25 protein-coding genes and 1 tRNA gene are annotated in these 25985 nt (G+C 68.0%); 6 read left to right on the top strand and 20 right to left on the bottom strand.

Features of this window, described 5'->3' with window-relative positions; genetic code table 11:
* Positions 1 to 69 precede the first annotated feature (69 nt).
* From OF380_RS12635 to OF380_RS12590, 10 genes are all read right to left on the bottom strand, one after another.
* Complete coding sequence (locus OF380_RS12635; protein ID WP_147018767.1) at positions 70 to 1101, bottom strand: IS110 family RNA-guided transposase; 1032 nt, start codon at positions 1099 to 1101, stop codon at positions 70 to 72.
* A 137-nt stretch (positions 1102 to 1238) separates the two neighbouring features.
* Complete coding sequence (locus tag OF380_RS12630) at positions 1239 to 1748, bottom strand: PTS sugar transporter subunit IIA (protein ID WP_244472793.1); 510 nt, start codon at positions 1746 to 1748, stop codon at positions 1239 to 1241.
* Positions 1749 to 1806: 58 nt separating this feature from the next.
* On the bottom strand, positions 1807 to 2502 hold the full coding sequence (locus OF380_RS12625) for a response regulator (RefSeq protein WP_056354953.1): 696 nt from the start codon (positions 2500 to 2502) through the stop codon (positions 1807 to 1809).
* Positions 2499 to 5219, bottom strand: a complete 2721-nt coding sequence (locus tag OF380_RS12620; protein WP_056354951.1) for a sensor histidine kinase — start codon at positions 5217 to 5219, stop codon at positions 2499 to 2501. Before OF380_RS12620 ends, OF380_RS12625 begins: the two co-directional genes overlap by 4 nt.
* A gap of 24 nt (positions 5220 to 5243) precedes the next feature.
* A complete protein-coding gene (locus tag OF380_RS12615; RefSeq protein ID WP_056354948.1) occupies positions 5244 to 5849 on the bottom strand; it encodes a K(+)-transporting ATPase subunit C in 606 nt (201 codons plus the stop codon).
* A 34-nt stretch (positions 5850 to 5883) separates the two neighbouring features.
* Positions 5884 to 7977, bottom strand: a complete 2094-nt coding sequence (gene kdpB / locus OF380_RS12610) for a potassium-transporting ATPase subunit KdpB (protein ID WP_056354945.1) — start codon at positions 7975 to 7977, stop codon at positions 5884 to 5886.
* A gap of 62 nt (positions 7978 to 8039) precedes the next feature.
* Positions 8040 to 8255, bottom strand: a complete 216-nt coding sequence (locus OF380_RS12605) for a hypothetical protein (protein ID WP_056354942.1) — start codon at positions 8253 to 8255, stop codon at positions 8040 to 8042.
* 1 nt (position 8256) lies between these two features.
* Complete coding sequence (gene kdpA, locus OF380_RS12600) at positions 8257 to 9972, bottom strand: potassium-transporting ATPase subunit KdpA (RefSeq protein ID WP_056354940.1); 1716 nt, start codon at positions 9970 to 9972, stop codon at positions 8257 to 8259.
* A 13-nt stretch (positions 9973 to 9985) separates the two neighbouring features.
* Positions 9986 to 10075, bottom strand: coding sequence for a K(+)-transporting ATPase subunit F (locus OF380_RS12595; RefSeq protein WP_036267122.1), 90 nt, complete (start codon positions 10073 to 10075; stop codon positions 9986 to 9988).
* A 10-nt stretch (positions 10076 to 10085) separates the two neighbouring features.
* Positions 10086 to 10220, bottom strand: a complete 135-nt coding sequence (locus tag OF380_RS12590; RefSeq protein WP_264051079.1) for a hypothetical protein — start codon at positions 10218 to 10220, stop codon at positions 10086 to 10088.
* Between the two features lie 655 nt (positions 10221 to 10875).
* Between OF380_RS12590 and OF380_RS12585 the strand changes: the two genes are divergently transcribed.
* Positions 10876 to 12792, top strand: coding sequence for a potassium transporter Kup (locus OF380_RS12585; protein WP_056354937.1), 1917 nt, complete (start codon positions 10876 to 10878; stop codon positions 12790 to 12792).
* 622 nt (positions 12793 to 13414) lie between these two features.
* Here the strand turns inward: OF380_RS12585 and OF380_RS12580 are convergent.
* The 5 genes from OF380_RS12580 to OF380_RS12560 form a co-directional block, all read right to left on the bottom strand.
* On the bottom strand, positions 13415 to 14446 hold the full coding sequence (locus tag OF380_RS12580; RefSeq protein WP_056354931.1) for a CBASS cGAMP-activated phospholipase: 1032 nt from the start codon (positions 14444 to 14446) through the stop codon (positions 13415 to 13417).
* Between the two features lies 1 nt (position 14447).
* Entirely contained in the window at positions 14448 to 14801 is a 354-nt protein-coding gene (locus OF380_RS12575; protein WP_244472792.1) for a hypothetical protein, read from the bottom strand.
* A 104-nt stretch (positions 14802 to 14905) separates the two neighbouring features.
* Positions 14906 to 16162, bottom strand: a complete 1257-nt coding sequence (locus tag OF380_RS12570; protein ID WP_056354928.1) for a nucleotidyltransferase domain-containing protein — start codon at positions 16160 to 16162, stop codon at positions 14906 to 14908.
* A 149-nt stretch (positions 16163 to 16311) separates the two neighbouring features.
* Positions 16312 to 17028 (bottom strand): ImmA/IrrE family metallo-endopeptidase, encoded by a 717-nt coding sequence (locus OF380_RS12565; RefSeq protein ID WP_056354925.1) that lies wholly within the window; start codon positions 17026 to 17028, stop codon positions 16312 to 16314.
* Between the two features lie 10 nt (positions 17029 to 17038).
* Entirely contained in the window at positions 17039 to 17356 is a 318-nt protein-coding gene (locus OF380_RS12560) for a helix-turn-helix domain-containing protein (RefSeq protein WP_056355282.1), read from the bottom strand.
* A gap of 350 nt (positions 17357 to 17706) precedes the next feature.
* On the opposite strand from OF380_RS12560, the gene OF380_RS12555 reads away from it, so the two are divergent.
* Both OF380_RS12555 and OF380_RS12550 read left to right on the top strand, forming a co-directional pair.
* Positions 17707 to 18135 carry a LexA family protein gene (locus OF380_RS12555; protein ID WP_056354922.1) on the top strand — a complete coding sequence of 143 codons (429 nt, stop codon included), beginning with the start codon at positions 17707 to 17709 and terminating at the stop codon, positions 18133 to 18135.
* Entirely contained in the window at positions 18132 to 19421 is a 1290-nt protein-coding gene (locus OF380_RS12550; RefSeq protein WP_056354919.1) for a Y-family DNA polymerase, read from the top strand. The genes OF380_RS12555 and OF380_RS12550 overlap by 4 nt, the downstream gene beginning before the upstream one ends.
* A 213-nt stretch (positions 19422 to 19634) precedes the next feature.
* Here the strand turns inward: OF380_RS12550 and OF380_RS12545 are convergent, their stop codons facing one another.
* Positions 19635 to 20177, bottom strand: coding sequence for a hypothetical protein (locus OF380_RS12545; protein ID WP_056354917.1), 543 nt, complete (start codon positions 20175 to 20177; stop codon positions 19635 to 19637).
* Between the two features lie 433 nt (positions 20178 to 20610).
* Between OF380_RS12545 and OF380_RS12540 the strand changes: the two genes are divergently transcribed.
* Positions 20611 to 20712, top strand: a tRNA-Leu gene (locus OF380_RS12540).
* Between the two features lie 227 nt (positions 20713 to 20939).
* Here the strand turns inward: OF380_RS12540 and OF380_RS12535 are convergent.
* On the bottom strand, positions 20940 to 21188 hold the full coding sequence (locus tag OF380_RS12535) for a hypothetical protein (RefSeq protein ID WP_264051077.1): 249 nt from the start codon (positions 21186 to 21188) through the stop codon (positions 20940 to 20942).
* Between the two features lie 135 nt (positions 21189 to 21323).
* Positions 21324 to 22226 (bottom strand): LysR family transcriptional regulator, encoded by a 903-nt coding sequence (locus tag OF380_RS12530; RefSeq protein ID WP_264051308.1) that lies wholly within the window; start codon positions 22224 to 22226, stop codon positions 21324 to 21326.
* A 124-nt stretch (positions 22227 to 22350) separates the two neighbouring features.
* Between OF380_RS12530 and OF380_RS12525 the strand changes: the two genes are divergently transcribed.
* Positions 22351 to 22749: a DoxX family protein gene (locus OF380_RS12525; protein ID WP_264051076.1), complete on the top strand. Its 399-nt coding sequence runs from the start codon at positions 22351 to 22353 to the stop codon at positions 22747 to 22749.
* A 110-nt stretch (positions 22750 to 22859) separates the two neighbouring features.
* Positions 22860 to 23903, top strand: a complete 1044-nt coding sequence (locus OF380_RS12520) for an Atu2307/SP_0267 family LLM class monooxygenase (protein WP_264051075.1) — start codon at positions 22860 to 22862, stop codon at positions 23901 to 23903.
* 296 nt (positions 23904 to 24199) lie between these two features.
* Here OF380_RS12520 and OF380_RS12515 read toward each other — a convergent pair whose 3' ends face one another.
* A complete protein-coding gene (locus OF380_RS12515; protein WP_264051074.1) occupies positions 24200 to 25192 on the bottom strand; it encodes a zinc-dependent alcohol dehydrogenase family protein in 993 nt (330 codons plus the stop codon).
* A 35-nt stretch (positions 25193 to 25227) separates the two neighbouring features.
* Complete coding sequence (locus OF380_RS12510) at positions 25228 to 25974, bottom strand: NADPH-dependent F420 reductase (protein ID WP_264051072.1); 747 nt, start codon at positions 25972 to 25974, stop codon at positions 25228 to 25230.
* Positions 25975 to 25985: the final 11 nt, after the last annotated feature.

Raw genomic sequence — 25985 nt, 5'->3', positions numbered from 1 at the left:
CGACTGTTGTGCCATACCCTCCTTCGACCGACCTCGCGTCCCCGACAGCCTCTGACGCCGACCCCGGCTCTACGCCGTGGCCACCGCCGGAGCTCGGTAGCTTCCGCCCTTCGCCAGAAGGGCCCAGACGATGCGCGCCATCTTGTTGGCCAGCGCCACCGTCACCAGCATGCGGGGCTTTCGCGCCAGCATCTGTTCCAGCCACGATCCTTTAGGCGCTCCGCGTCGCGACGCCTGATGCACCACCGCACTGCTGCCGATGATGAGGAGACGTCGCAACGTGCGTTCGCCCATCTTCGAGATCGCGCCCAGCTTCTGCTTGCCACCCGTCGACCGTTGCAGGGGGGCAAGGCCGAGCCACGCGGCGAAGTCCCGTCCCTTGGCGAAGGTCTCGGCCACAGGAGCCAGGGCAATCAGTGCCGTTGCGGTAATGGGGCCGATGCCGGGGATGGTCATCAGCCGACGAGCCGTCTCGTCCTCCCGAGCCCGGCGGGCAATCTCCCGGTCGAGTTCGGCGATGCGGTCATCCAGGTCGGCCAGGAGGTTCAGCATCACCCGGAACATCGCGACAGCGGCAGGTGGAAGCAAGGAGCCCATCTCGTCCTCCAGAAGATCGCCCAGCATCGCCATATGCGACGGGCCTTTCGGTGCGACCCAGCCATACTCGGTGAGATGCCCCCTGAGGGCGTTGATCAGTTGGGTGCGTTGCCGAACCAGAAGGTCGCGGGTCCGGAAGAGGAGAGCCGAGGCCTGCTGCTCCTCGCTCTTGACGGCGACAAAGCGCATCGTCGGACGCTGCGCCGCCTCGCAGATCGCCTCAGCATCAACGGCATCGTTCTTGTGGCGCTTCACGAACGGCTTGACGTAGGCTGGTGGGATCAGCCGCACCTCATGGCCCAGCGCCATCAGTTCGCGGGCCCAGTGATGGGCACCGCCGCAGGCCTCCAGAGCCACCAGGCAGGGCGGCTGGGCTGCAAAGAAGCCGAGAAGCTTTGCCCGGCTCAGCCGCTTGCTGAAGACGCCCTGCCCACGCGCATCCGCACCATGCGCATGAAACACGTTCTTCGCGATGTCCAAGCCGATCGTGGTAACCTGGGACACGGACGCCTCCCTCGATTGGTGCTCAACACCACCACTCTGGCACAGCGATGCCGCCGGGGGGCGTCCACCCCATCACCCATCCTGGACGGTCAGGGTGCACAGCATCCAGTGTCGTTGGATCGACAGCCTGTAGGCCGTCACGGTGACGTCCGGCTGCCCCTCATAGTCGCGAACAGCGCCCCGGCATCGCGGGCTCCCCGCATCGCCGCCACCGTCTTGGAATCCCGCATCCGGCGGGCGACGCAGGCCAGAGCGTTGGGTTGCGAGCCCTGCGCATCGGTCGGAAGCAGCAGAAGGAAGACGAGGTCCACCGGCCGTTCGTCGATGGCGTCGAAGTCCACCGCATCGCGCATGCGTACCAGGCATCCGAACGGGTGCCTGACGCTCTCCAGCCGGGCGTGCGGCAGCGCAATGCCGTCCCCGACCCCGGTCGAACCGAGGCCCTCGCGCTTCTCCAGCGCCGTCCGCAGCGACGCGGCATCGAGACCGAGCGCCTGGGCGGCCCGGCGCGCCAGGTCGTCCAGGAGCGCGGCCTTGCTCGCCGCACGGACCCCGACGGAGACTTGGTCGGGCGATAGGATCTCGTCGATGGTCATTCGGGTCGGCTCGGTCGCGGGACTGCGGTATGGGTCGAGGGGCTCGCTCAAGCGCCCGGGTCCGGAAGGATCTCGAAGGGTTCGCCTTCATGCACGGCTAAACCCGCCATCAAGCCCGGGCCTCGTCCTCGGGGGCACGTAGGCGATAGCCGACGCCGGTCTCGGTCAGGAGGATGCGCGGGCGCTCGGGGTCTTCTTCCAGCTTGAGGCGAAGCTGGCGCATGTAGACGCGCAGGTATTGCGGGTCGGACGAGGTCGACACCGCGCTCATGAGCTGGGCGTGTGTCAGCGCCTTGCCGGCATGCTGGATCAGCACGCGCAGGAAGTCGTACTCGCGTGGGGTCAGCTTCACCTCGGTGCCGCGGACCCGGACGAGGCGGCGCACCAGGTCGACGCTGAGGCCGTCGACCTCGAACAGGGCTCGCTCGCCCTGGACCGCGAGTTGGTGGCGCAGGGCCGCGCGGATACGGGCCAGGAGCTCACCCATACCGAAGGGCTTGGTGACGTAGTCGTCGGCCCCGAGGTCGAGCGCCTCGACCTTGCCAGCCTCGTCGTCGCGGCTCGACAGGACCACCACCGGCAGGTCGCGAAAATCCATGCGGATGAGGCGCAACAGGTCGTGCCCGCGCATGTCCGGCAGCCCGAGGTCGAGGATGGTCAGGTCGACCGTCTCGCGGGACAGGACATCGAGGGCGGTGCGGGCGTCCGGCGCCTCGAAGATCTCGTAACCCTGGGTGGCCAAGCCCATGCGCAGGAGCTTCCTGATCGGCGGCTCGTCGTCGATGACGAGGATGTTCATGGTCATGCGGCGATATCCGCTTCGCCGCGTCCCGGAACCGGGACGGGCAGGATGATGGTGAAGACGGCGCCGAGGCGGTCGTGGCGGTTGCCGGCGGTCAGGGTGCCGCCCATGGCCTCGATGAAGCCGCGGGCGATGGCGAGGCCGAGGCCCGTCCCGGCCCGGACACTGTCGGACTTGCGGACCCGGTAGAACTTGTCGAACACGCGCTCCACGTCGGCCACCGGCACGCCGTCGCCCTCGTCGAGGATCTGGAGGCGGACCTGTCCGGGCTCGACCGCGCCCCTGACGGTGACGGTCGAGCCCTCGGGAGCGTACTTGGCGGCGTTGTCGAGGAGGTTGACCAGGACCTGTTCGAACAGGACGGGATCGAGGCGCAGGGCCGGCAGGGTGGCCGGAAGATCGAGCACGACCTGATGGCCGGCGAGGATGGAGCCTAAGCGGCGCAGGGCGGTGTCGACGGTCTCGCCGACGTCCTGCGGGGTCAGGCTCGCCGCGACCGCTCCCGCCTCCAGCCGGGTCATGTCGAGGAGGTTGACGATGAAGCGGTTGAGCCGCTCCGATTCCGCGATGATGGTGGCGAGCAGCTCGGCCTTGGCGTCGCGGGGCAGCGCCTCGTCGAGGTCGCGCAGGGTGGTGGCCGCACCCAGCACCGAGGACAGCGGGGTGCGCAGGTCGTGGCTGATCGAGGTGAGCAGGGCCTGGCGCAGGCGGTCGGTCTCGGCGGCGCGCTCGGCCCGGTCGAGATCCTCCACCAGCCGGACCCGCTCGACGGCGAGCGCCGCCATGTCGGCGAGCGCGTCGAACAGGCGGCGGTCCTCGGGCGAGAGGATGGGACCCGTGCCGTCGGCGTCGAGGCCGATCACGCCGACGATGCCGCGCCCCGTCCGCATCGGCAGGAACAGCCGCTTGGCGCCGGGCAGGGTGTCGGCGCCCCTGCCGGCGGGTCGCTCGTTGTCGAAGGCCCACTTGGCCGCGCCGAGGTCGGCCGCGTCGAGGGTGTCCTCGGGTGGGAAGCCGGCCCGGACGGAGACCGCTCCCTGATCGGGGAGAAGGACGACAACCCGGACCCGAAGCATGGCGGCGACCTGGGCGGAGGTCGCCCAGAGTACGTCGTCGAGGGTGCCGCAGCCGGAGAGCTTGCGGCTGAAGCCGTAGAGGCGTTCCGTGGCCCGGGCCCGGCCATGCGAGACCACCGCCTCGCGGCGGGACCGCGACGCGAGGTTCGAGACCGCCACGGCGACCACCGTGAACAGCAGGAACGCGGCGACGTTGGTCGGGTCGGCGATGGTGAGGGTGTAGACCGGCGGCAGGAAGAAGAAGTTGTAGGAGAGCGAGGCGATGACGACGACGGCCAGCGACGGTCCCAGGCCGAACCGTACGGCGACGGCGACGATGGCGGTGAGAAGGATGAGATCGGCGTTCTCGACGCCGAGATACGGTTCGACCAAGAGGGCGAGCCCGAGGGCCACGGCGGTGGCGAGGACACCGACGACGTAGGGCACTGGTGCGAAGGGCGGCTTGGCCGGAGCCGTGGCGACCGTCTTCGGGGGGACCGGATCGGCCTTCGCCGCTTCGCCGGTGATGACGTGGATGCTGATGTTGCCCGAGTGCCGGACGATGTCGTGCACCACCGAGCCGTTGAGGAGCTCGAACAGCTTCGACCGGTCGGCCTTGCCGAGGATGATGTGGTTGACGTTGGTCGAACGGGCGTAGGCAAGGATGTCGTCGGCGACGCGTCGACCGCCCGGAAGCGTGACGGCATCGCCGCCGAGGCGGTCGGCGAGGCGGAGGGTGTCGGCGATGCGGTCGCGGGCGGCCTCGTCGAGTGACAGGCTGCGGGGACCCTCGACCGTGATGGCGGTCCAGGGCGCGTGCAGCCGGTCGGCGAGCCGCTTGGCATGGCGCACGAGGCCGGCGGAGCGGGGATCCTCGCTGACGCATACCAGGACGCGCTCGCCGGCGCCCCACGGGCCCGCGATGGCGTTGGCCCGCATGTGGCTCAGGAGCTCGTCGTCGACCCGGTCGGCGGTGCGGCGTAACGCGAGTTCGCGCAGGGCCGTCAGGTTGCCCCGCGAAAAGTAGTGCTTGAGCGCGCGCTCGGCGTTGCCCTTCACGTAGACCTTGCCGTCGCGCAGGCGCTGGATCAGGTCGTCCGGGTTGAGGTCCACCACCTCGATGTCGTCCGCCCGGTCGAGGACGCCGTCGGGCACGGTCTCGCGCACCCGGATGCGGGTGATCTGCGCGACGACATCATTCAGACTCTCGACGTGCTGGATGTTGAGGGTGGTGTAGACGTCGATGCCGGCGTCCAGCAGTTCCTCGACGTCCTGGTAGCGCTTGGGGTGGCGCGAGCCCGGCGCGTTGGTGTGGGCGAGCTCGTCCACGAGCGCCAGGGCGGGCCTTCGGGCCAGCAATCCGTCGAGGTCCATCTCGTCGAGCGCCGTGCCGTGGTACGCGACCGAGCGCCGGCCGAGCACCTCGAACCCCTCGACGAGCGCCAGGGTCTCGGCGCGCCCGTGGGTCTCGACCACACCGACGACCACGTCGGTGCCGGCCTTCAGCCTCGCCCGGCCGACGGTGAGCATCTCGTATGTCTTGCCAACCCCCGGGGCCGCCCCGAGGAAGATCTTGAGGCGACCCCGTCCGCCTTCCTCCCGACGCGCGGCCTGCAGCAGGGCGTCGGGCGAGGGACGGTCGGGTTCGCGCAGGGGCGTCGGCATGGGGCGGCCTGTCATGAGGCTGGCTTACTTCGAGTCTGAACCGTCCAAGGCGAGGTTCAGGGCGAGCACGTTCACGCGGGGCTCTCCGAGGATACCGAGGAAGCGACCCTGGACCTGGGCCCCCACCAGGGAGCGCACCCGATCCTCGGGCAGATTGCGCGCTTTGGCGACCCGGGGAACCTGGAACAGGGCTGCCTCGGGCGAGATGTCGGGATCGAGGCCCGAGCCGCTCGCCGTCACGAGGTCGACCGGCACGGTGGCACTAGGGTTCTCGGCCTTCAGGGCGTCGAGGTCGCCTTTGACCCGCTCGGCCAGGGCCGCGCTCGTCGGCCCGAGGTTGGAGCCAGATGAGTTCGCTGCGTTGTAGGGCGACGGCACGGTCTTGGTGGCGTCGGCCGGATCGGCGGCGCTCGTGGCCGAGGGACGACCGTGGAAGTATCCGTCTTGCGTGAAGGACTGCCCGATCAGGCTGGAGCCGACGACTTTGCCGTCGCGCTCGATCAGGCTGCCGGCGGCCTTGGCCGGGAAGATCGCCCCCGCGATGCCGGTCATCGCGAGGGGGTAGGCGAGGCCCGTCATCGCCGTCAGGGCGATCAGAAGGACGAAGGCGGGGCGAAGCTGGTTCAACATGGCGATGCTCCAAGAGGTGATCGGCGGGGACGGCTCAGACGAGGTGCAGGGCGGTGACCGCGAGGTCGATCGCCTTGATGCCGACGAAGGGCACGAGGATGCCGCCGAGCCCGTAGATCAGGAGGTTCCGGCGCAGCAGCGCCCCGGCGCCGACCGCCCGGTAGGACACGCCCTTCAGCGCCAGCGGGATCAGGACGACGATGATGAGGGCGTTGAAGATGATGGCCGAGAGGATCGCGCTCTCGGGCGAGGCGAGGCCCATGACGTTGAGGGCCTGGAGCTGCGGGTAGAGCACCAGGAACATGGCCGGGATGATGGCGAAATACTTGGCCACGTCGTTGGCGATGGAGAAGGTGGTCAGTGCCCCGCGGGTCATCAGGAGCTGCTTGCCGATGCCGACGATCTCGATGAGCTTTGTCGGGTCGCTGTCGAGGTCGACCATGTTGCCGGCCTCGCGGGCCGCCACCGTGCCGGTGTTCATCGCGACACCGACATCGGCCTGGGCCAGCGCCGGGGCGTCGTTGGTGCCGTCGCCGCACATGGCGACGAGCTTGCCCTGGGACTGCTCCTTGCGGATCAGCGCGAGCTTGTCCTCCGGGGTGGCCTGGGCGAGGAAGTCGTCGACGCCGGCCTCCGCCGCGATGGCGGCGGCGGTCATGGGGTTGTCGCCGGTGATCATCACCGTACGGATGCCCATCTGGCGCAGCTCCGCGAAGCGCTCGCGTATGCCGCCCTTCACGATGTCCTTGAGGTAGACGACGCCGAGAAGCCGGCCGTCCCGCGTCACGGCGAGCGGGGTGCCGCCCGCCTTGGCCACGTCCTCGGCAATGGACTGGATCTCGCGCACGGCCTCGTCGGCGACGCCGGGGCTGTAGGCCAGGGCCGCGCTCGATCCGCGTGTGGCCATCGGCTGCTGGCTCACCGACGCGATGATGGAATCGACGGCGCCCTTGCGGATGGAGGAACCGTCGAGGTCGACGCCGCTCATCCGGGTCTGGGCGGTGAACGGCACGAAGGTGGCGTTGAGGCTTCCCATGTCGCGGGCGCGGATGCCGTACTTCTCCTTGGCCAGCACCACGATGGAGCGACCCTCCGGGGTCTCGTCGGCCAGCGATGCCAACTGGGCGGCGTCGGCGAGGTCCTGCTCGGATACGCCGCGGACGGGACGGAACTCGATGGCCTGCCGGTTGCCCAGCGTGATCGTGCCGGTCTTATCCAGCAGCAGGGTATCGACGTCGCCAGCCGCCTCGACGGCGCGCCCCGACATGGCAAGGACGTTGAAGCGCACAAGGCGGTCCATGCCGGCGATGCCGATGGCGGACAGGAGCGCCCCGATGGTGGTGGGGATCAGGGTGACGAACAGTGCGACGAGCACGATGAGCGGGATCGATCCGCCGGCATAGGAGGCGAAGCTCGGGATCGAGGCGACGGCGAAGACGAAGATGATGGTCAGGCCCGCGAGCAGGATGTTGAGCGCGATCTCGTTCGGGGTCTTCTGTCGCGAGGCACCCTCCACCAGGGCGATCATCCGGTCGACGAAGGTCGAGCCGGCGGCGGCGGTGATCCGCACCCGGATCTCGTCGGAGAGCACCTGGGTGCCACCGGTGACCGCCGAGCGGTCGCCGCCGGATTCCCGGATCACCGGTGCTGATTCACCCGTGATTGCGGCCTCGTTGACCGAGGCGACGCCGAGGATCACCTCGCCGTCCGACGGGATGATGTCGCCGGCCTCGACCAGCACCACGTCGCCGACCTTGAGGTCGTTGCCGGGGATGGTCTCGAACTCCCGGCCGGCGCCCTTCAGGCGCTTGGCCATGGTCTCGGTGCGGGTGCGCCGGAGGCTGTCGGCCTGGGCCTTGCCGCGTCCCTCGGCGATGGCCTCGGCGAAGTTGGCGAACAGCACGGTGAACCACAGCCAGAGGATGATCTGGCCGGAGAAGGCGAGGTTCGCCCCGCCGGTCGCTACGTCACGGATGAACAGGACGGTGGTCAGCGCGGCCACGACCTCGACCACGAACATGACCGGGTTCTTGATCATCTTGCGTGGGTCGAGCTTGGTCAGGGCGCCGATGAGCGCCGGACCGACGAGAGCGGCGCTGAACAGGCTGGTGGAATTTGGGCGGGCCATTGCGGGTGTCCGATTGGAAGACGTCTTCAGGGTCGGCGCGGTCCCGCGCCGTGGAGCGGGGTTCAAGGTGCGAGCGCATCGCCGACGAGGGCGACCCCGGCCATCAGGCCGAGGGCGCCGAGCATGGCCAGGCCGAGCATGGCGAGGATGACGTCCGAAAGCCGAATGTCCTTTCGGTTGCGCTCGATCCGGCTCCAGGGCTGGGACCGCGGCCTGTGACGGGCCAGGGCGCGCCGCATCGCGGCGCGGTTGCGGGATGGCAGCATGGCGAGTTGCATCTCAGCCTCCCGCCGCGAAGGTCTGACCAAGGCCGCCGGCGAGGTGCTCGACGATCGGCCCGAGGGCCAGGGTGGGGAAGAACGTCAGTCCGCCGACGATGAGGATCACGCCGACGAGGAGCCCGACGAACAGGCCGCCGTGGGTCGGGAACGTCCCCGCGGAGGCCGGAACCGTCTTCTTGGCCGCCAACGACCCCGCGATGGCGAGCGCCGGGACGATCACGAAGAACCGCCCGAAGAGCATGCCGATACCCAGCGTCGTGTTGTAGAAAGCCGTGTTCGCCGTGAGCCCGCCGAAGGCTGAGCCGTTGTTGGCCGCCGCCGAGGTGAAGGCGTAGAGGATCTCCGAGAAGCCGTGCGGGCCGGCGTTGGCGGGCCCGGCGAGGCCGGCGGCGACCACGGTGGCCAGCGCGGTGAAGCCGAGCATTATCAGCGGCAGGCATAGGATGGCGAGCATCGCCATCTTGACCTCGCGGCCCTCGATCTTCTTGCCGAGATACTCGGGGGTCCGGCCGACCATCAGCCCGGCCACGAAGATCGTCACGATGACGAAGACCAGGATGCCGTAGAGGCCGGCGCCGACGCCGCCGACGATGATCTCGCCGAGCTGCATGTTGATCATCGGGATCATGCCGCCGAGCGCCGTGAAGCTGTCGTGCATGGCATTGACCGCGCCGCAGGACGCCGCCGTGGTCACCGCCGCGAACAGGGCGGACGCGACGATGCCGAAGCGGACCTCCTTGCCCTCCATGTTTCCCCCGGTGAGGCTGAAGGAATTGAGGACGGGACTGCCTGCGCTCTCAGCCCAATAGACCACCGCGGTTCCGGCGAGGAACAGCACGCCCATGGCGGACAGGATGGCCCAGCCCTGGCGCTCGTCGCCGACCATGCGGCCGAAGACGTTGGTCATCGCCGCGCCGATGGCGAAGATCGAGACCATCTGGACGAAGTTCGACAGCGTGGTCGGGTTCTCGAACGGGTGCGCGGCGTTGACGTTGAAGAAGCCACCGCCGTTGGTGCCGAGCATCTTGATCGCGACCTGGCTCGCCACCGGGCCGACCGCCAGGGTCTGCTTGGCGCCTTCCAGGGTCGTCGCCTCGACGGCACCGCCGAGCGTCTGCGGAATGCCCTGCCAGACGTAGAACAGGGTCAGCACCATGCAGAGCGGCAGCAGCACGTAGAGGGTGGTCCGGGTCAGATCGACCCAGAACGAGCCCACGGTCTTGGCCGAGGCCCGGGAGAAGCCGCGCACGAGGGCGACGGCGAGCGCGATGCCGGTGGCCGCCGACAGGAAGTTCTGGTGGGTCAGCCCCAGCATCTGGGTGAGGTACGACATCGTCGTCTCGCCGCCGTAGGACTGCCAGTTGGTGTTGGTGACGAAGCTCGTCGACGTGTTGAAGGCGAGGTCGGGCGCGACCGCCGACTGCCCGTCCGGATTGAACGGCAGCACCGCCTGGAAGCGCAGAAGCCCGTACAGGGCGAGGAAGCCGAGGACGTGGAAGGTCAGCATGGTCAGGGCGTAGGCCAGCCAGTGCTGCTCCTGCGAGGCGTTGATGCCGGCGACGCGGTAGAGCCCACGCTCGACGGGCGCGAGGACGGGAGATAGGAGGGTTCGCTCACCCGTGAACACGCGGGTCATGTAGCCGCCGAGGGGGCGTGCGAGCGCGACGACGACCGCGCAGAACAGCGCGATCTGGAACCAGCCGTTGAGGGTCATGGGAGGTGTTCCTTCAGAACCGCTCGGGGCGGACGAGGGCGTAGGTTAGGTAGCCGAGCAGCCCGAGGGTCACGAGGGCGCCGAGGGTGAGGTCGAGGGTCATGGCAGGTCCCTCAGAGGCGTTCGCAAAGGGCGGCGTAGCCGGCGGCCAGGCCGAAGAAGGCGAGCCCCACGGCGATGAAGGTCAGATCGAGCATGGTGCGTCCGTTTCGGTTCGGCGGACCGGTGCCATGACCGGTCGCGCTCATGACCTTGATGTGGCCCGGAACCGCATTAGGGTTCGAGAGGGACGAGAGGGCGATCTTATAAGGATCTCATCAGGATCGCCGGGACCATGACCCGCCGCGTCGCCTTCCTCGGTATTCCCGGCGGAAACAGCCGACGTCGGCTCATTCCGAAATCAGGGTCGATCGGCGCAATGCCTGGCGAAGCTCCGGGCAGCCGACGGGGCACTCGGCTTGCACGGATCTCGGACAGGCCGCCCTCCATACGGAGCGGTCAGCCTGGACGACGCCGTCGTTGCCGAGGTGGAAGCCGTGGAAGCGCACGCCGCAGGTACGGCACTGCGAGCGGATGTTGCGAAGTCGGTCCCGCGTCGGTTGCCGGTCGAAGGAATGGCGTTCGTCACGTGGCGCCTCTTGCCGGGACGGCAGCGGCTCCGTCGGGGCTTGGCGTCGTACGAAGACGTTCATGGAGATGGTTCGACCCTGCGCCGCGGATAAGGCAGGCGAACATCCTCGAACCCGCATAAGGGATCGAGATGGACCGATGGACATTCGCATAAGGATTTCGGTTCGACCGCCAGGGCGACGGCGCTTGCGCGGGCGACGAACAATCCTGGAGGCTTGGCCGTTATAGCCGGGCCGCGGTGATGACCGGTGGCCAAGCCAAGGGACACGACCCATGCCCACCAGCGTCACGACCCCCGTCCCATCGCCGAGGCCATCGGAGGCCGGGACTGGACATGCGCCGGGAGCCGGCTTTTGGACCCTCACCCTCGGTTCCGTCGGGGTGGTCTACGGCGACATCGGCACCAGCCCGCTCTACGCTCTGAAGGAGTCGCTCCATGCGGCCACCGGTGGCGCAGGGCACCATGCGCTGACCCGCGAGATCATCCTGGGCGTGATCTCGCTGATCCTGTGGGCGCTGATCCTCATCGTGACCGTCAAGTACGTGCTGATCGTCCTGCGGGCGGACAACGACGGCGAGGGCGGCACGCTGTCCCTCGTCGCCCTGGCGCAACGCGCACTTGGCCACCAGGGCGGGGCCGTCATCCTGATCGGCATGGCCGGCGCAGCCTTGTTCTACGGCGACGCCATCATCACCCCGGCCATCTCCGTCCTGTCCGCGGTCGAGGGCCTGAAGCTCGTCACGCCGACCTTCGAACCCTTCGTGCTGCCACTCAGCCTGGCCATCCTGATCGGCGTCTTCGTCGTCCAGAGCCATGGGACCGCCCGGGTTGCCACGTTCTTTGGCCCCATCACGGCCCTTTGGTTCCTTGCCATGGCGGTTGGCGGCTTGATCCATCTCGCCGGCGAACCCGGCATCCTCCATGCCTTCAATCCGGCGTACGGCGTGAGCTTCCTCCTAGGCCACGGAAGCGCGAGCCTGCTGGTCCTCGGCGCCGTGTTCCTCGCCGTCACCGGCGCAGAGGCGCTGTACGCGGACATGGGCCATTTCGGCGGAGGGCCGATCCGGACGGCATGGTTCGGCCTCGTCTTTCCGGCCCTCGCCCTCAACTACCTCGGACAGGGCGCCATGCTGCTCGCCCACCCGGAGAACATGGAGAACCCATTCTTCCTGCTCTACCCATCCTGGGCCCTGGTCCCGATGGTGCTGCTGGCCACGATGGCCACCGTCATCGCGAGCCAGGCGGTCATCACGGGGGCGTTCTCCATCACCCAGCAGGCGATGCAGCTGGGGCTGCTGCCGCGCATGCGGGTCCTGCGTACCTCCGAGACTGAGAGGGGCCAGATCTACATCCCGCAGGTGAATTGGTGGCTGCTCGTGGCGGTCGTCTTCCTGGTGGTGCTGTTCAAGTCCTCCACCGCACTGGCTGCGGCCTACGGGATCGCGGTCACCGGCAACATGGTCATCACGACGGCGCTGGTCTTCGTCGTGGCGTGGAAGGCGTGGAAGTGGTCGCCGGCGGTCGCGGCCTTGGTCCTGGCGCCGTTCCTGCTCATCGAGGGCGTGTTCCTGACGGGCAACGCCCTCAAGCTCCTCGACGGGGGCTGGCTTCCCCTGCTGGTGGGTGCTGTGCTCGTGACGATGATGTGGACGTGGCGCACCGGCTCCCTCTTCATCACCAGGGAGATCCACCGCGACCGTCTCCCCCTCTCCGACTTCATCGGGACGGCCACGAACGGGACGATCCAGCGCGTGCCTGGAACGGCCGTCTTCCTGACCGGCACGCTCGGCGACACGCCCGGCGCCCTGCTGCACAACGTAAGGCACAACCGCGTACTTCACGCGGAGAACATCATCGTGACGGTCGTGACGGAGGATACGCCGCGCATCGTCGGCGGGGAGCGCGTCCGGGTCGAGCAGTTGTCTGAGACCGTCAGCCGGGCCAGCGTCCGGTTCGGGTTCATGGAACTCCCCGACCTTCCGGCGGCGTTGGCGCAGGCCGGCCTGGACAGGGGCGAGCTATCCTACTTCCTGACCCGGCGCGTCCTGGTGGCGTCGTCGGAGACCGGGATGCCGGTCTGGCAGGACCGGATCTACATCGCGATGGCACAGGCGGCCACGGACGCGTCGCGCTATTTCCGCATCCCGGTCGACCGCGCCGTGGAGATCGGGTCCCAGATCAGAATCTGACGACGGTCGACGACGAGGTTCGCCCGTCGTTGGTGAACCCATGCCATAGGCGCTGCGGGCACGCCCGCGAAAGGTCGTCGCCCCGTCCCACGTCCTGCGGCGCCGTCCGTCGCATCAACATCCGGCAGGCATAGGCCTTCGCCCGGTATGCGGACCTGCGGGTGTGCGCGGCTGGATCCTGACCGGTTTCGGGCCACTCCCGGTGCAGGTCGAAAAAGGCCCGGAGGCGCAACGCGGTCTCATCCATTGGCCCGTCCACGCTCGAGGAGCGAGGCGACTTCGGCATGGGTGGTGGGTCCGGCCGCAGCCGGAAGCGCGCGGGGGTTCCGCCCGTATCCTACCGCTTCCCCTGCCTTGTTCGCCTGCCCTTCATGATCGTGACAACCACCAACCTGAATGCTCGGTCCGCCTTTTCTAATTCCGGCAGCGGGAAACGATTGCCGCGCGGATGCGGGCGTCGGACGAGGCCCTGGCCCGGCCCGGCCCGGCCCGGTCCGGCTCGGCTCGGCGTGGCGGAGGCGGAGATGGGACGGCTGCGCGGGCGGCTGGACCTGCCGGATGGCCGACCGCCCGCATCGTGACGCGCGGACCCGGAATGGCCGACCCTCGGCCGGGGGCCCTCCTAGAGAGGGAGGGGACAGGGGGTATAGGGAGCCGCCTCGTCGCCGAGGAAGACCCTCGCGATCTCGCGGCCCGACGCCTCGACGAGGGATCGGGCCATGGCCGGAAGCTCCGCGGTGGCCCGGCGATGATCGTCCAGGGCGATCGCGTTCGAGCTCTCGGGCGCATCGATCCGCATGACCCGGTCCTTGCCGACGAGGAGGCCGGCCTGGCCGAGGGCGTTGTGGGACTGCGCCCGCATCGCCGCGAGGATGACCCCCTTCCACTGGAAGAGGCCGCCCCGCGCCTTCGCCTGGTCGACCGTGAACGCCGTCTCGCCGCAGCCGAGGCTGAGGATCTCGATCTGGCCTCGCCCGACATCGTAGCACGCGAGCGCGTCGACGAGCGCGTTCATGACCGGGTTATTGGCCCAAAGACCGCCGTCGACCATCACGTAGCCGTTGTTCGGAAGCGCCTCGAAGTAGGTTGGGGCGGCGGCGGTCGAGAGGCCGACCTTCACCATGCGTTCGAAGCGGTCCTTCCGGTAATCCGGATGATGCGGCGTCTTGAAGATCCATGGCTCCCCATGCCGACCTTCGAACGAGGGGATGCAAAGTCTCGTCCGTGCATCGCCGAAGGGGGCGTCGCCGAAGATCCGGAGCAGCTCCTCCTCCAGCGGCGCGCGGTCGTATGCGTAGCGATGGGTTCGCCGCAGCGATCGCACGATGCGGCCGACCCGGGTGGGTGGCGGGAAGATGTTCGATCCACGTTCGACGTAGATGTCGCGCACGTCGCCGGCCGTCCGGCCATGGGCGAGGCCAAGGGCGATGATGCCGCCGGTGCTCGTTCCGGCGATCATGTCGAAATGGCCGGCGATCGACCTGCCGCCGAGGAAGCGGTGTTCGAGTTCGGCCAGGACCGAGGCCGGAAGGATGCCGCAGATCCCCCCGCCATCGATCGAGAGGATGCGGAAGGGCCTGTCGGCGGGCCATGGTTGGCGGATCCGGCGGCCTTGGTGGGTGTCGTCGGAACGCCGGGGCGGAACGTAAGTCATGTCAGTTCCCTGCCCGTGCGAGTTGGAGGTGACGTCCGCCGCCGGTCCATTCGCCGGTCGCTCTCCATCCCTCGTAGCAAACCAGCCAATCCACGGACCAACGCAACGTCGTCTCGGCGATCAGGTCGAAGGGCGTCCACTGGGAGGTCTCGAAGTCGAACAGGCACAGGCTCGGATTGTCCCGGGCGTCCCAATAGACGTGGGGCAGTTTTCCCTCGGGGTCGCCGTTCCGACGCCTGAGTTCCGGCGAGACGACACGCACCCTCGGCTGCTGGCGCAGGAGAGCGAACCTCTCGACGATGAGGGGAACCCTGTAGAGGACCTCGATCTCGTAGCGCGCCATGAGGGGTCGCATCGGCCCGCTCCAAGTCGCGGACCGATCGTCGATCCGGTGCATGCGGAAGGAGGGCCAGAGCCGCAGCATAGCGGCGGCCTGGTCGGCGATGCTCGGGAAGCCTTTCACCGCCGGAGGTCCCCCATGAAGGTATGGGCGCGCGCCGCGGCCGGCATCGAAGCGGAAGCCGCCCCGGCTCCGATGATGCGGGGTGCGCTCGGCACGTAGAGGGCGCCGCGGGGCGTGTAGGCCTGCGCGGAGTGGCGGATGCCGCTGCCGAGCCGCAGGTTGAACGCCTTCATCGATCGGGAGACGACGGAGTCCCCGAATTGAAGGCGCAGCCAATCCTGCGCATCCTCCAGGGAGGCCCCCCGGCGGATGGCTTCCAGACCGTCGGCGAGCCTGGTGAGATGTGCGGCGTATCCGTCCTGCTGCCCGAGGTTCTCGGGCCAGCGATCGGTGAACCGGTCGTCGGCATAGACGGGGTTCACGACCGAGACCTTCTCCCGCCTGGCCGAGGCGGCGTGGATCATCCGCGCGATCGTGCGGCACAGCCGGATCACTATGTCGGAAAGCGGTGTGCCGGGGCTCGCCGAATGGCCGGCGATGCAGCTCAGCATCACCGACGGCGGGATGCGGCCCTCGAAGCCCGCGTAGATTACGTTGCGATGCCTCTTGAGCAACTGGAGCGCGACGGTGGTCACGCTTTTGACGATCAGCGGCACTTGGCCTGGGACCTCGTCGAACTGGGCGTCGGCACGGATCTCGATGCCGGCGGCCTCGTAGATCCGCCGGTTGACGGCATCGGCGAAGCGACGTTCGACGGGCGTGAGCTGGTTGTACCAGCCGCCGAACCCGTAGGCGTTCATCGGCACGTGCCGCCCTTCGTGCGAGGGCCTGTCGGGACTGCTATGGAAAATGTGGCTTTCCCGTTCCGCCCCATGCGGCAGGAGCGAGGATGGGGTGACGTCGACGTGCATGCCGTCGGCGAAGAAGACCGTGACGCACCGGGTCTGACGCTCGACCGGTTTGGAGGTCGGGTAGTCGCGCAGGGCCGCGTGGACGAGGTCGAGGACCGCCCCGGGGGGAGCCTCGTGGTGGACGTCGAGTTCCGCGACGTAGTCGAGGTCGTACTCCTCGTCCGTCCCTCGCGTGGAGATGGTGGCGTCGATGGCCATCGACCCCTGCGGATAGAAGCGCCGGACCCGGTCCTTCAGGGAGCTCCCGTCGCGTTCCATGTGCTTGCAGACCGATTCGCCGCGTCCGCACGCCTTTTCGTGCAATCCCGGCGGAAGCTGCACGCGCACGGCGATATCGATGAGGAGGGCATCGAGCGGTTCCGCAAGGGGATCGGTCTCGAAGTTCGGCGTCATGCGGTTCATGTCGTTCTTTCGGTACGAGGGGCCAGGCCCGCCGCTATCGGGGCGCGCCGCTCCAACGACCGCATCTCGCTATGCCGAATCGCCGATATGCTGATCAGCGTAGTTCGGGTCTGAGGAAGGAGTCAACAGCCCCGTTCGAACGAACGGGGTCAGCCGAAAAGCGTCGGGACCCTGGGCGTGGAACTGATGTAGTTCAGCTTCAGGAGGCGCACGCGTGCCGCGTCCCTTGAGACCTGGAAACGAGCCCGCAGCGCCTCGATCATCGCATCGGATACGCCCTCGCCGACCTGGTACGGCGCCAGGGCGTCCTGGGCGGCGAGGATGGGTGCGAGCAGGCCCCGGATCGCGCCGACGGGCATGAGGTAGCTGCCCGAGGCGTAGCAGGCCTGCCATTCGAGCCAGTCGCCTTTCGGCGCATCGAGCATCGTATCGCGCTTGCAGACCAGGCGATGCTCGCGGGCATGTTCGAACATGTCGCCGGGAGTGAAGGCCGCCTGGAAAAGCCCGTCGTGGAGACGGACATGCCCAAGCTCGTGCGCCAGCGTCGTCCTGTACCGGTTCTCGCGGCGGGTATCGGTCGACAGGGGCTTGGAGATCTCGATGTCGGGGATCGCGCCGCTCTTGAAGCGGGTCACCCCCTCGACGTCGTGTCCGTCCGGCGTGAGGTCGGCGTAGACGTCCAACACGTCGACATGCTGCTCGATGAGCACGGTCAGGTCATCGGTCGAGATCGGGTACTCGACCTTGCCCCTGTGGCGCATGAGGAAACCGGCCACGAGCGTCTCGCATTCGCGATCGATCTCCTCCTGCCTGAAGTGCGGCCGCCTGCGGAACCGCCTCGTCTCGTCCGGCACCATCATCACCATGGCCGCTCCCCTACCCGCCGCTTTTCCTGAACGCGCTGATGATCTGGGTGGCCGTCTCGGGACTGACGCCCGCATCGCGCGCATACTTCGGCAGGGTTCCGGCCAGATAGAAAAGGTACTCCGGCGAGACGTCCAGCGCGGTCGCGAACTGGGTGATGATGTGGTCGGAAGTGGGATTGCGGCGATCCCGCTCGATGTCGTTCAGGTATTGCGCGGAAATGGGCTTGCCGTCCTCCTCCCGCGCGATGCGGGCCGCAAGGTCCTTCTGGCTTATGCCCTTCGCCTTGCGTTGGCTGACGATGTAAGACCCGAAGGTCGCCGGGGTCATGGATGATGCCTTGCCGTTCACGAATACGCTGATTAGCATACCCCCGTTGGAAAGCTTCAGCCAGCGCGCTCGACGTGCGGGTTGGCGCTTAGGTTAAGCGTACCGGTACGTCCCGGGTCGTCGCCCGCTTCGTGTGTCTTCTTTGACACGATGGAGCGGCGCCGAGCCTGCCTGCGTGCGGGGTGGGTCCGTATCACGGGACACGCGCACGGCTCCCTCCGGGTGACGTAGACCGTTCCAGGGTCCGTCCATAGGTTGCCCCCTATTTCCGTCGCCGCAAGCGTGGCCGCTTGTGCGGAACCCGGCCAATGTGTTCTGCTTTTGTTCCGAAGGATTCGCGGAGCGCGGGCATGCAGGTCTACGACGTCGTTATCGGCTTCCCCATGCCGGTCCCCCTCCTGGCGACGCCCGTGCGGGCCGGCTTCCCCAGCCCGGCCGACGATTTCATCGAGGAGGAGATCGACCTCCAGCGCCTGCTGATCGTGAGCCGGCCGGCGACCTTCCTGGTGCGCGTGGCCGGAGACAGCATGCTGCTGGCCCGCCTGCACGACGGGGATCTCGCCGTCGTCGACCGCTCGCTGACCCCGCGCAACGGCGACGTCGTCGTGGTCGACATCGACGGCGAGCGCTCCTTCAAGGTCTGGAAGCGCCAGGGCCCCCGGGTGACCCTGCATTTCGCCAACCCGCGCTTCCCGGAGTTCCGGCTCTCGCCCGACGCCGTCATCGAGGTCTGGGGCGTGGTCTCCAGCTCGGTGAGCCCGAGGCGCCGCTCGGAATGAGCGCCCGGGCCTACGCCCTCTCGGACGGCAACAGCTTCTACTGCTCGTGCGAGCGGGTCTTCGATGCGCGCCTGGCGAAGCTGCCGGTGATCGTGCTGTCGAACAACGACGGCTGCGCCATCGCCCGGACCAACGAGGCCAAGGCGCTCGGCATCGGCATGGGCGAGCCGTGGTTCAAGATCCGCCACATGTGCCGGCAGAAGGGCGTGCGGGTCTACTCCTCGAACTACGCCCTCTACGGCGACATGTCCGCCCGGGTGAACGCCGTCTACCAGGGGTTCTCCCCCCGCATCGAAATCTACTCCATCGACGAGAGTTTTTTGGACATCTCGGATGTGCGCCCTGCCGAGCGGGCGATCCTCTGCCGAGACATGCGCGAGACCGTCAGGGCCTGGACGGGGATCCCCACCTGCGTCGGGATCGGCTCCACGAAGACCCTCGCGAAGCTCGCCAACCACATCGCGAAAAAAAATCCCGCGCTGGGGGGCGTGTGCGACCTGACCGATCCCGAGCAGTACGACCATTGGATCATCCGGGTGCCGGTGGCCGACATCTGGGGGGTGGGCCCGGCGAACGCCCGGCGCCTGGAGGCGCTGGGATGCGACAGCGCCGCGGACGTGCGCGACCTCGACCCGCGCGCCGCCCGCATGGCCATGACTGTCGTGGGCGAGCGCCTTGTGCACGAGCTGCGCGGGACGGCCTGCCTCGACCTGGAGACGTTGGCGGCGACCCGGAAGGGCTGCGCGGTCACCCGGTCCTTCTCGGAACGGGTCGAGGACCGGGCCACCATGGAGCAGGCCGTGGCGACGCATGCGTCCAGGCTCGGCGAGAAGCTCCGGCGCGAAGGGTTGGCGACCAACCACGTCACGGTCTTCTTTCACACCTCGGAGCACGACCGGGGCCGGCCACAGCGCTCGGTCTCGACCGTCGTCACGTTGCCGGAAGCGACCAACGACTCGCTCGCGCTCGTGAAGGCCGCGACCCACGGCGTCCGGAAGACGTGGCGGGACGGGTACCGCTATTCCAAGGCCGGGGTCGTGACGACCGACTTGGCGCCTCTCGTCTCGTCGCAGCGAGCCATGCCCGGCCTAGGACAGATCGACCGCGAGATGGGCGCGGCTCTTATGGAGGCGCTCGACGCCTGCAATCGCCGCTTCGGACGGGGAGCGGTCGTACCAGGCACGGCAGGGTTTGCGCCCAAGCGGGACTGGTCGACAAAGTTCGAGATGCGCTCCCCCCGGTACACGACCCGGCTCGAAGAGCTTCCGGTTGTGGCGGCGGCCTGAGCCGCCCGCATCGCCGTCGAGGCGTCCGCGTCAATGCTCTCATATCCGCTGCAAAGCCTGATTTGACAGGGAACTGCCATCAAATGCCTTCAGCGCTGTCAGATACCCCCGTCCCACTGACAACCTTTGGGTAGCCCAGCAACAGTAGGCCGGAGGGGCTCTCCCATTTGAAACCGGATTAAGACAGAAACGGCGATCCGTCTTAATCTGGTTTCACATGGCGGCATGCCGATCGCACCGGGTCCGCCACCGGCCGTCCCGCCGCATGGTGCCCGGCGCCCCGCAGGCCTCGCAGGTCCGAAGCGCCGCCTCCCTAACCGGTTCCTTGATCCCGTCCATGGCGTCGAACTCCGCATGGACCCAGGCACCGACCGGGTAGAACTTGGCGTCGAGCCCGCCGAACTTCTCCCGGACGAGGGGGACGACGACGCTCATGCCGGCGAGCCGATCGAACAGGGCTTCCAGGATCGGCTGCCAGCCCACGCCGACGGTGACCTCGGCGTCCCGGGCGAGCACCGGGTACCGGGCCTTCAGGTCCTCGACGTTGACCCGCCGCATCAGGATCTCGGCCTCGATCGCGGCGGCCTCCGCCTCCCAGAAGGCCGCCTCCGCCGCGGGCGCGTCCGGATCCCCGGCGGCGGCCAGGTCCCGTGCCCGGCGGCCGAGGCTCCAGACCTCGACGGCGGCGCGGTCCTCGGGGGACAGCCGCGCGAGGCGCTCCTCTCGGGACGGGCGGGCTTCGGTCGTATCAGCCATCTCGGCGCTCCCCCTGCGATCCTGTCCTCCACTAGGGACGCAACCGCGGCGGCCGCCGTGTCAGCCTCCGCCCCGTGCGGGACGACCTGGTGGGCAAGGGCCCTCCCCGTCACCGGGTCGGCCACGATGACGGTCGACCGCTCGGTCCCCACGAGCACGCGCACGGTGAGCTCGACGAGGCGCCCGGATCCGGGGCCGTCCTCGATGGGGTAGAGGTCGGCAACGCGTTCACCGGGGCGGCCGGGACGATCAGGCATGCACCGAACCTCGCGCCGTCGGAGCCCAAGGGCAAGCCCGGGCGGGTGCGGAGGGGCCTTGGCACTGTCACGGCGGCGGTCCACAAACGTTCTCGGGCCACATGTCGGCCACAGGTTTGGTCCCGACGGCCACGGATTGCGGCGCATGAACGTGAATGAACGAATGCGAAACCAGTCGCGGTGTAGAGGGGAAACCGAAACCCCCGCGGGGACGGACACCGAACGTACCCACGTTCGGGACGTGGGGGTCGCAGGTTCAAATCCTGCCACTCCGACCAGCTTTCCCTAAGGGAAATGGTCTTCCCGGCTCAGAGAGCAATTCCTGATCAAAGGTTCGACGAAAGATTGGTCGGGCCTATGTGCTTGTCCGGACCAGAGTTTGGCCGTGGCTCAAGCAGCCTTCCGGACCTTCTGTCCTGCCCATCGCCTTCCGGGCGCCTTCCATGTGGTCGGTGGCGTGGGGCCCATACCGGGTCCGGATTTCCTCGTATCGGGCGATGCCGCCCTAGAGCGCGCCGGTCTCGGCATCGGGCACGCCCTTCTTTGCGCCGCGATATCCGGACGGGACCTCGACGACGAGGACCTCCCTGTCCAACCGCCCCTTGCGATCGGGCATGGCCTCGACTGTCGCGATGGCGAGGCGGTCCTTGTCGTCGGCTGGCTGCCGGCTCGCTTCGCGCTCCGGGCCTTCGCCAAGAGAGTGCCGCCAACGTAGCCTGCGCATCACGGGTTCGACATTCGCGATGTGTGCCACGGAGCTGCCAGGCTTAAAATTCAGCTCTGCTGCGTCCGAGCCATCTATGCCGCTGGATCTCAATTCCGTCGTCTCCGGAAACGGACGTTCTCAGCTCGATGATCGGGGGAGCGTTCGTGTCCCAAGAGCTTGATGTCAGCGGGCGGTATCGGTGCGCCGAAGCTGTGTGATGAGCCACCGGCCCGCCGGACCAGGTGCGCGCTCGATCGGATAGACCGCCCACATCGGCAGAAACAGGCCGCCCTTTGGCAGGGCGGCAATGTCCAGCCGCACGAGTTGGCCGCTGGCGAGGTCATCCGCGACGACGTCCAGCGGCATCCCACCCCAACCAAGGCCCGAGCGCAGGAAGGCATGCTTGGCTCCGAGATCAGCCAGCCGCCAGATCCTCGGCGAGAACACGCCGAACTCGCGCCCCTTGGTCAACTCGCTCCGGTCGGTCAGAACCAGCTGGACGTGCTCGGCCAAGTCCGCCGTGGGGATCGTCCCGGTCCGGTGGGCCAGCGGATGTGCAGGCGACGCGACCATCACCAACTCGATCTGACACAATGGCTCACGTGCGAGCTCGGGCGGCAGCAGGGGCGTGGCGCCGGCGACCGCGAAGGCGCAGCGTCCGTCGAGAACGGGCGCGATCACCGCGCCCAGGGTCTCGACCTGGACGCGCAGGGATGTCGTCGGAAATGCCGGTTGGAACGCGACAACGGCAGCGGTCAGCACCTGGATCGGGAACAGGACGTCGAGCACGAAGCTGACCTCCGGCTCCAAGCCGCCGGCGAGGTCCCGCGCGTGCGCCTTGAAGGTCTCGGCGGCGGCCACGGTCGCACGGGCATGAGCCAACAACACGCTGCCGGCCTCGGTGAGGACCGGATACCGGCTGGAGCGGTCGAACAGCTTGATTCGGGACTGTGCCTCAAGGTTGGCCATGGATTGGCTGACGAGGGACTGCGCGCGCCCGAGCTTGCGTCCCGCCGCCGAGAAGCTGCCGGTGTCCACGGCGGCGACGAAGGTGCGTAACTGATCGAGAGTGAGTTGATCGAGCATCCATATGCCTGGGTGATGGGACGCATCGAAATATATAGACTTCGATGAGAGAAGGAAGGAACCTAGATCTGGGTTCACAGCCAAGCCGCATCCGCGGTCGGCCACCTAGAACCGGATGTCGATCATGTCCCAGACCCTCGCGATCTCACCTGCCCCGTCGCGCAGGCTCAACATCCTAGCCTGGTCGCTGCAGGTGCTGCTTGCACTGGTGTTCCTCGCCGCTGGCGGCGCCAAACTCGCTGGCGTGCCCATGATGGTCGAGGTCTACGACTTCATCGGCGTCGGTCAGTGGTTCCGTATCGTCACCGGCCTCGTGGAGGTCGCCGGGGCCATCGCCCTGCTGGTCCCCGGATACGCCGCGTTCGCCGCGCTCTGGCTGGCCTGTACCATGGTGGGTGCCATCGTCGCCCATCTCACCGCACTGCCCACGCCCGCCGCCCCGGCCGCCGTGCTGCTCGCCCTGACGGCGACCCTGGCCTGGCTGCGCCGGGATCAGATCCTCGCGGTTTTCGGTCGTCGCTGAGCGCCTGCCAAGCGGGAGGTCGTGCCCGTCGTCAACGGCCTCCCAGTTCGACGATGAGTGACCCCACCCATCCCCTCGTTCCCGCAGTCATGCACCTGAGGTCATCCGTTATGGAAATCGGCATCGACAGCTTCGCCGTCACGCTTCCCGACCCGAAGACGGGGCGCACGATCACGGCAACGGAACGGATGGAACGCCTGCTCATCGAGGTCGCGTGCGCCGACCGGGCCGAGCTCGACGTTTTCGGCATCGGCGAACATCATCGGGCGGAATTCCTCGACTCCGCACCCGCCATCATTCTCGCGGCCGCGGCGGCGCGTACGAGCCGCATTCGACTGACAAGCGCCGTGACGGTCCTCAGCGCCGCAGACCCCGTCCGCGTCTTCCAGGAGTTCGCAACCCTCGACCTCATCGCCAAGGGTCGGGCCGAGATCGTGGTCGGACGCGGTTCCTTCGGGGAAGCCTACCCGCTCTTCGGTTTCGCGGCCGAGGATTACGATGCGCTGTTCGTCGAGAAGCTCGACCTGCTCCTGGCGTTGCGCGACCAGACCCACGTCACCTGGCGCGGCCGGTTTCGTCCGCCGCTGACCGGTCAGGGTGTCTACCCACGCCCGAACCAGGACAAGCTCCCGGTCTGGATCGGCGTCGGCGGGACCCCAGCCTCCTTCGTCCGTGCGGGCACCCTGGGCCTGCCTCTCATGGTCGCCATCATCGGCGGTAGCTTCCCGCGCTTCCGTCCCTTGGTCGAACTTTACCGGGAAGCCGGTCGCAAGGCCGGCCATGCGCCGGAGAGCCTGAAGGTGGGTGTGCACGCGGTCGGGTTCGTCGCCGACACGGACCGGGAGGCGCAAGAGGCGTTCTATCCGGGCTGGGCTCAATTGTTCGGCAAGATCGGCGCGGAGCGGGGCTGGCCGAGCACGGGTCTACGGGAGCAGTTCGAAGCCATGTGTGGACCCTACGGCGCGTACCTGATCGGCGCTCCGGACACGGTCGCGGCGAAGGTGCTTGCCGCCGGCGCCGCGCTTGGGGGCATCTCGCGACTGACCTTCCAGATGAGTTCGGCGATGCAGGAGCCCGATGCCATGCAGCGCTCGATCACACTGCTCGGCACCGAAGTCATGCCGCGGGTGACGCGTTCGCTTGCGACCGAGTGACGGCGCTTGTTTCGGACCTTATCGCGCAAGTGTCCGCGCCGTCGTTCCGATGCACGGAAGCGGACCGGCGGAGATTCACCCAACTCGTCGATAAAGCAGACGGAGGTGTCTCGACCCGTCGCGGGCCTTGGGGAGGTCCGCTTTCAGGCTGCTCGGTGAGGCAATCATCTGCAGCCGAGAAGGGGGTATTTCCGCTCGTCCCCTGCTGCGCAGATCGCACCGCAAGCTGATGGTGCGCGAGCCGAACGCCTTAACCGATGTGGTGCCGGACTCTGGAGAGTCCGGCATCATCGCCATCAATCGAGCGTCAGGACGATCTTGCCGATCTGCTCGTTGGATTCGAGGAATCGGGTCGCTTCCTGGATCTGGTCGAACGGGAACGTCCGCGACACCAGCGGATCGAGCGTGCCGCTTTCCAGTCCCTCAAGGATGAAGGCCTTCGCACGTGCAAGCGCCTCATCGTCGCTGACGATCTCGGTGTAGAGATATCCCTTCAGGGTCAGGCACTTGCCCAGCACCGCGAACTGCGGGAATGGCCCCTCGTCCGGGCTCAGGGCGCCATACTCCAGGAGGATGCCACCCACGGCCATGACTTCGGCAAACTGCGCGATGGCAGGACCACCGATCGGATCGAACACCACGCGGGCCCCCTTGCCGCCGGTGATGTCCTTCACGCGCGCCGCCAGGTCGCCCTCGTCCGTGGCGATCACGTGATGCGCGCCGGCATCGATCAGCGCCTGCGCCTTGGCGTTCGTGCGGGTGGTCGCGATCACCGTCGCCCCGACGCTGCGGGCGATCTGGAACGCCGCGATCCCGACGCTGCTCGACGCGGCCGACACGATGACGAAATCGCCGGCGGTGAGTTTCGCCTGATCGAGGAGCGCGCCCCAGGCGGTGACATACTGCATCCAGGATGCGGCGGCCTTCTCGAAGGAAAGGGCGGCCGGATGCTTGACGACGTAGCGCGCGGGAATGTTGATGACTTCGCCATAGGTGGGCCAGCGCGCCATATCGAGTGTCGGGATGACGCTGACGGCGTCGCCTACGGCGAACCCGGACACGTCGCGGCCCGTCGCTTTGACCGTACCGGCGGCTTCATAGCCAAGCTGGGAGGGGAAGTTCGCCTCCTGCAGGTAGGCGCCCTTGCGGAACATCACCTCCGCACGGTTGAGGCCGATGGCTCGAACCGCAATCTGCACCTCGTCGGCGGCAGGCCCGGGAACCTCGATGTCCTCGATGCGCAGCACGTCTGCGGCACCGTATTCGTGAAAGCGTACAACGCGGGTCATCGATCGTGTCCTTTCGTGAGTGCGCCGGTCAGGCGTCAGCGGCAGATCGCACGCGCAACGCGAACGCCGAACGCGGCATCCGGGTTGGTCTTGCCGTCGCCGACGCGCTCCTGAACCACCGCCACCACGAGGTCGCGCCGCTTCGGCAGGCGAGCCCTCTCGGCGACGGCAAGCGCGCCCGGCATTTCTTCCCGCGTCAGATCCGTGCAGTAGCCCGGCGCCCCCGGTTGCTGGCGCCACGACTCCGCCAGGGACCCCGCATCGAAGGCGTCGAAGCCGGTTTCCTCCACCAGGCGCATGCCCACGCGGCGGTCTTCTTCGCGGTCGGCCGCAACGGGAACGGCAATGCGTCCCGGCGTACCGGACGGGGAGCCCTTCTCGGCCAGCGAGCCCGAACCGATGGCGTTCCAGGCCTTGACGATGGGCCGGCCCAGTTGCTCGGCGACCCACAGGCTCTCGACCTGGCCCGCCTCGATGGCGTCGAGGGTCCCGTCGCGCATCGGGTAGTAGTTCGAGGTGTCGATGACGACGGTCTTATCGGAAACCGCCCGGATCAGAGGGGCAACCTTTCGAATGCCGGCCAGCGGGATGGAGAGGATGACAACGTCGACATCCACGGTTGCGTCCTGTGCCGTCACCGCGCGGGCGCCCGTCGACAGCACGTCGGCGCCGATGGTTTCCGGGCCGCGTGCGTTGGCGACCTTCACATCGTGCCCGGCCGCGCTGAGCGTCGTGGCCAGGGTTTTACCGATGTGTCCGATGCCGATGATGCCGATCTTCATGCCCTGTTCCC

Origin of the sequence: Methylobacterium sp. FF17, from assembly GCF_025813715.1 — a bacterium.
GTDB classification, from domain to species: Bacteria; Pseudomonadota; Alphaproteobacteria; order Rhizobiales; family Beijerinckiaceae; genus Methylobacterium; species Methylobacterium flocculans.
Note: the sequence above shows the minus strand (reverse complement) of the source record. Positions and strands in the feature narration are given on the sequence as shown.

Bases quoted from the DNA above. Each gene is read 5' to 3' on its own strand.
- OF380_RS12625 (WP_056354953.1), bottom strand. From the start codon at position 2,502: ATGACCATGAACATCCTCGTCATCGACGACGAGCCGCCGATCAGGAAG.
- OF380_RS12620 (WP_056354951.1), bottom strand. From the start codon at position 5,219: ATGCCGACGCCCCTGCGCGAACCCGACCGTCCCTCGCCCGACGCCCTG.
- OF380_RS12615 (WP_056354948.1), bottom strand. From the start codon at position 5,849: ATGTTGAACCAGCTTCGCCCCGCCTTCGTCCTTCTGATCGCCCTGACG.
- kdpB (WP_056354945.1), bottom strand. From the start codon at position 7,977: ATGGCCCGCCCAAATTCCACCAGCCTGTTCAGCGCCGCTCTCGTCGGT.
- OF380_RS12605 (WP_056354942.1), bottom strand. From the start codon at position 8,255: ATGCAACTCGCCATGCTGCCATCCCGCAACCGCGCCGCGATGCGGCGC.
- kdpA (WP_056354940.1), bottom strand. From the start codon at position 9,972: ATGACCCTCAACGGCTGGTTCCAGATCGCGCTGTTCTGCGCGGTCGTC.
- OF380_RS12595 (WP_036267122.1), bottom strand. From the start codon at position 10,075: ATGACCCTCGACCTCACCCTCGGCGCCCTCGTGACCCTCGGGCTGCTC.
- OF380_RS12590 (WP_264051079.1), bottom strand. From the start codon at position 10,220: ATGAGCGCGACCGGTCATGGCACCGGTCCGCCGAACCGAAACGGACGC.
- OF380_RS12585 (WP_056354937.1), top strand. From the start codon at position 10,876: ATGCCCACCAGCGTCACGACCCCCGTCCCATCGCCGAGGCCATCGGAG.
- OF380_RS12580 (WP_056354931.1), bottom strand. From the start codon at position 14,446: ATGACTTACGTTCCGCCCCGGCGTTCCGACGACACCCACCAAGGCCGC.
- OF380_RS12575 (WP_244472792.1), bottom strand. From the start codon at position 14,801: ATGCGACCCCTCATGGCGCGCTACGAGATCGAGGTCCTCTACAGGGTT.
- OF380_RS12570 (WP_056354928.1), bottom strand. From the start codon at position 16,162: ATGAACCGCATGACGCCGAACTTCGAGACCGATCCCCTTGCGGAACCG.
- OF380_RS12565 (WP_056354925.1), bottom strand. From the start codon at position 17,028: ATGGTGATGATGGTGCCGGACGAGACGAGGCGGTTCCGCAGGCGGCCG.
- OF380_RS12560 (WP_056355282.1), bottom strand. From the start codon at position 17,356: ATGACCCCGGCGACCTTCGGGTCTTACATCGTCAGCCAACGCAAGGCG.
- OF380_RS12555 (WP_056354922.1), top strand. From the start codon at position 17,707: ATGCAGGTCTACGACGTCGTTATCGGCTTCCCCATGCCGGTCCCCCTC.
- OF380_RS12550 (WP_056354919.1), top strand. From the start codon at position 18,132: ATGAGCGCCCGGGCCTACGCCCTCTCGGACGGCAACAGCTTCTACTGC.
- OF380_RS12545 (WP_056354917.1), bottom strand. From the start codon at position 20,177: ATGGCTGATACGACCGAAGCCCGCCCGTCCCGAGAGGAGCGCCTCGCG.
- OF380_RS12530 (WP_264051308.1), bottom strand. From the start codon at position 22,226: ATGCTCGATCAACTCACTCTCGATCAGTTACGCACCTTCGTCGCCGCC.
- OF380_RS12525 (WP_264051076.1), top strand. From the start codon at position 22,351: ATGTCCCAGACCCTCGCGATCTCACCTGCCCCGTCGCGCAGGCTCAAC.
- OF380_RS12520 (WP_264051075.1), top strand. From the start codon at position 22,860: ATGGAAATCGGCATCGACAGCTTCGCCGTCACGCTTCCCGACCCGAAG.
- OF380_RS12515 (WP_264051074.1), bottom strand. From the start codon at position 25,192: ATGACCCGCGTTGTACGCTTTCACGAATACGGTGCCGCAGACGTGCTG.
- OF380_RS12510 (WP_264051072.1), bottom strand. From the start codon at position 25,974: ATGAAGATCGGCATCATCGGCATCGGACACATCGGTAAAACCCTGGCC.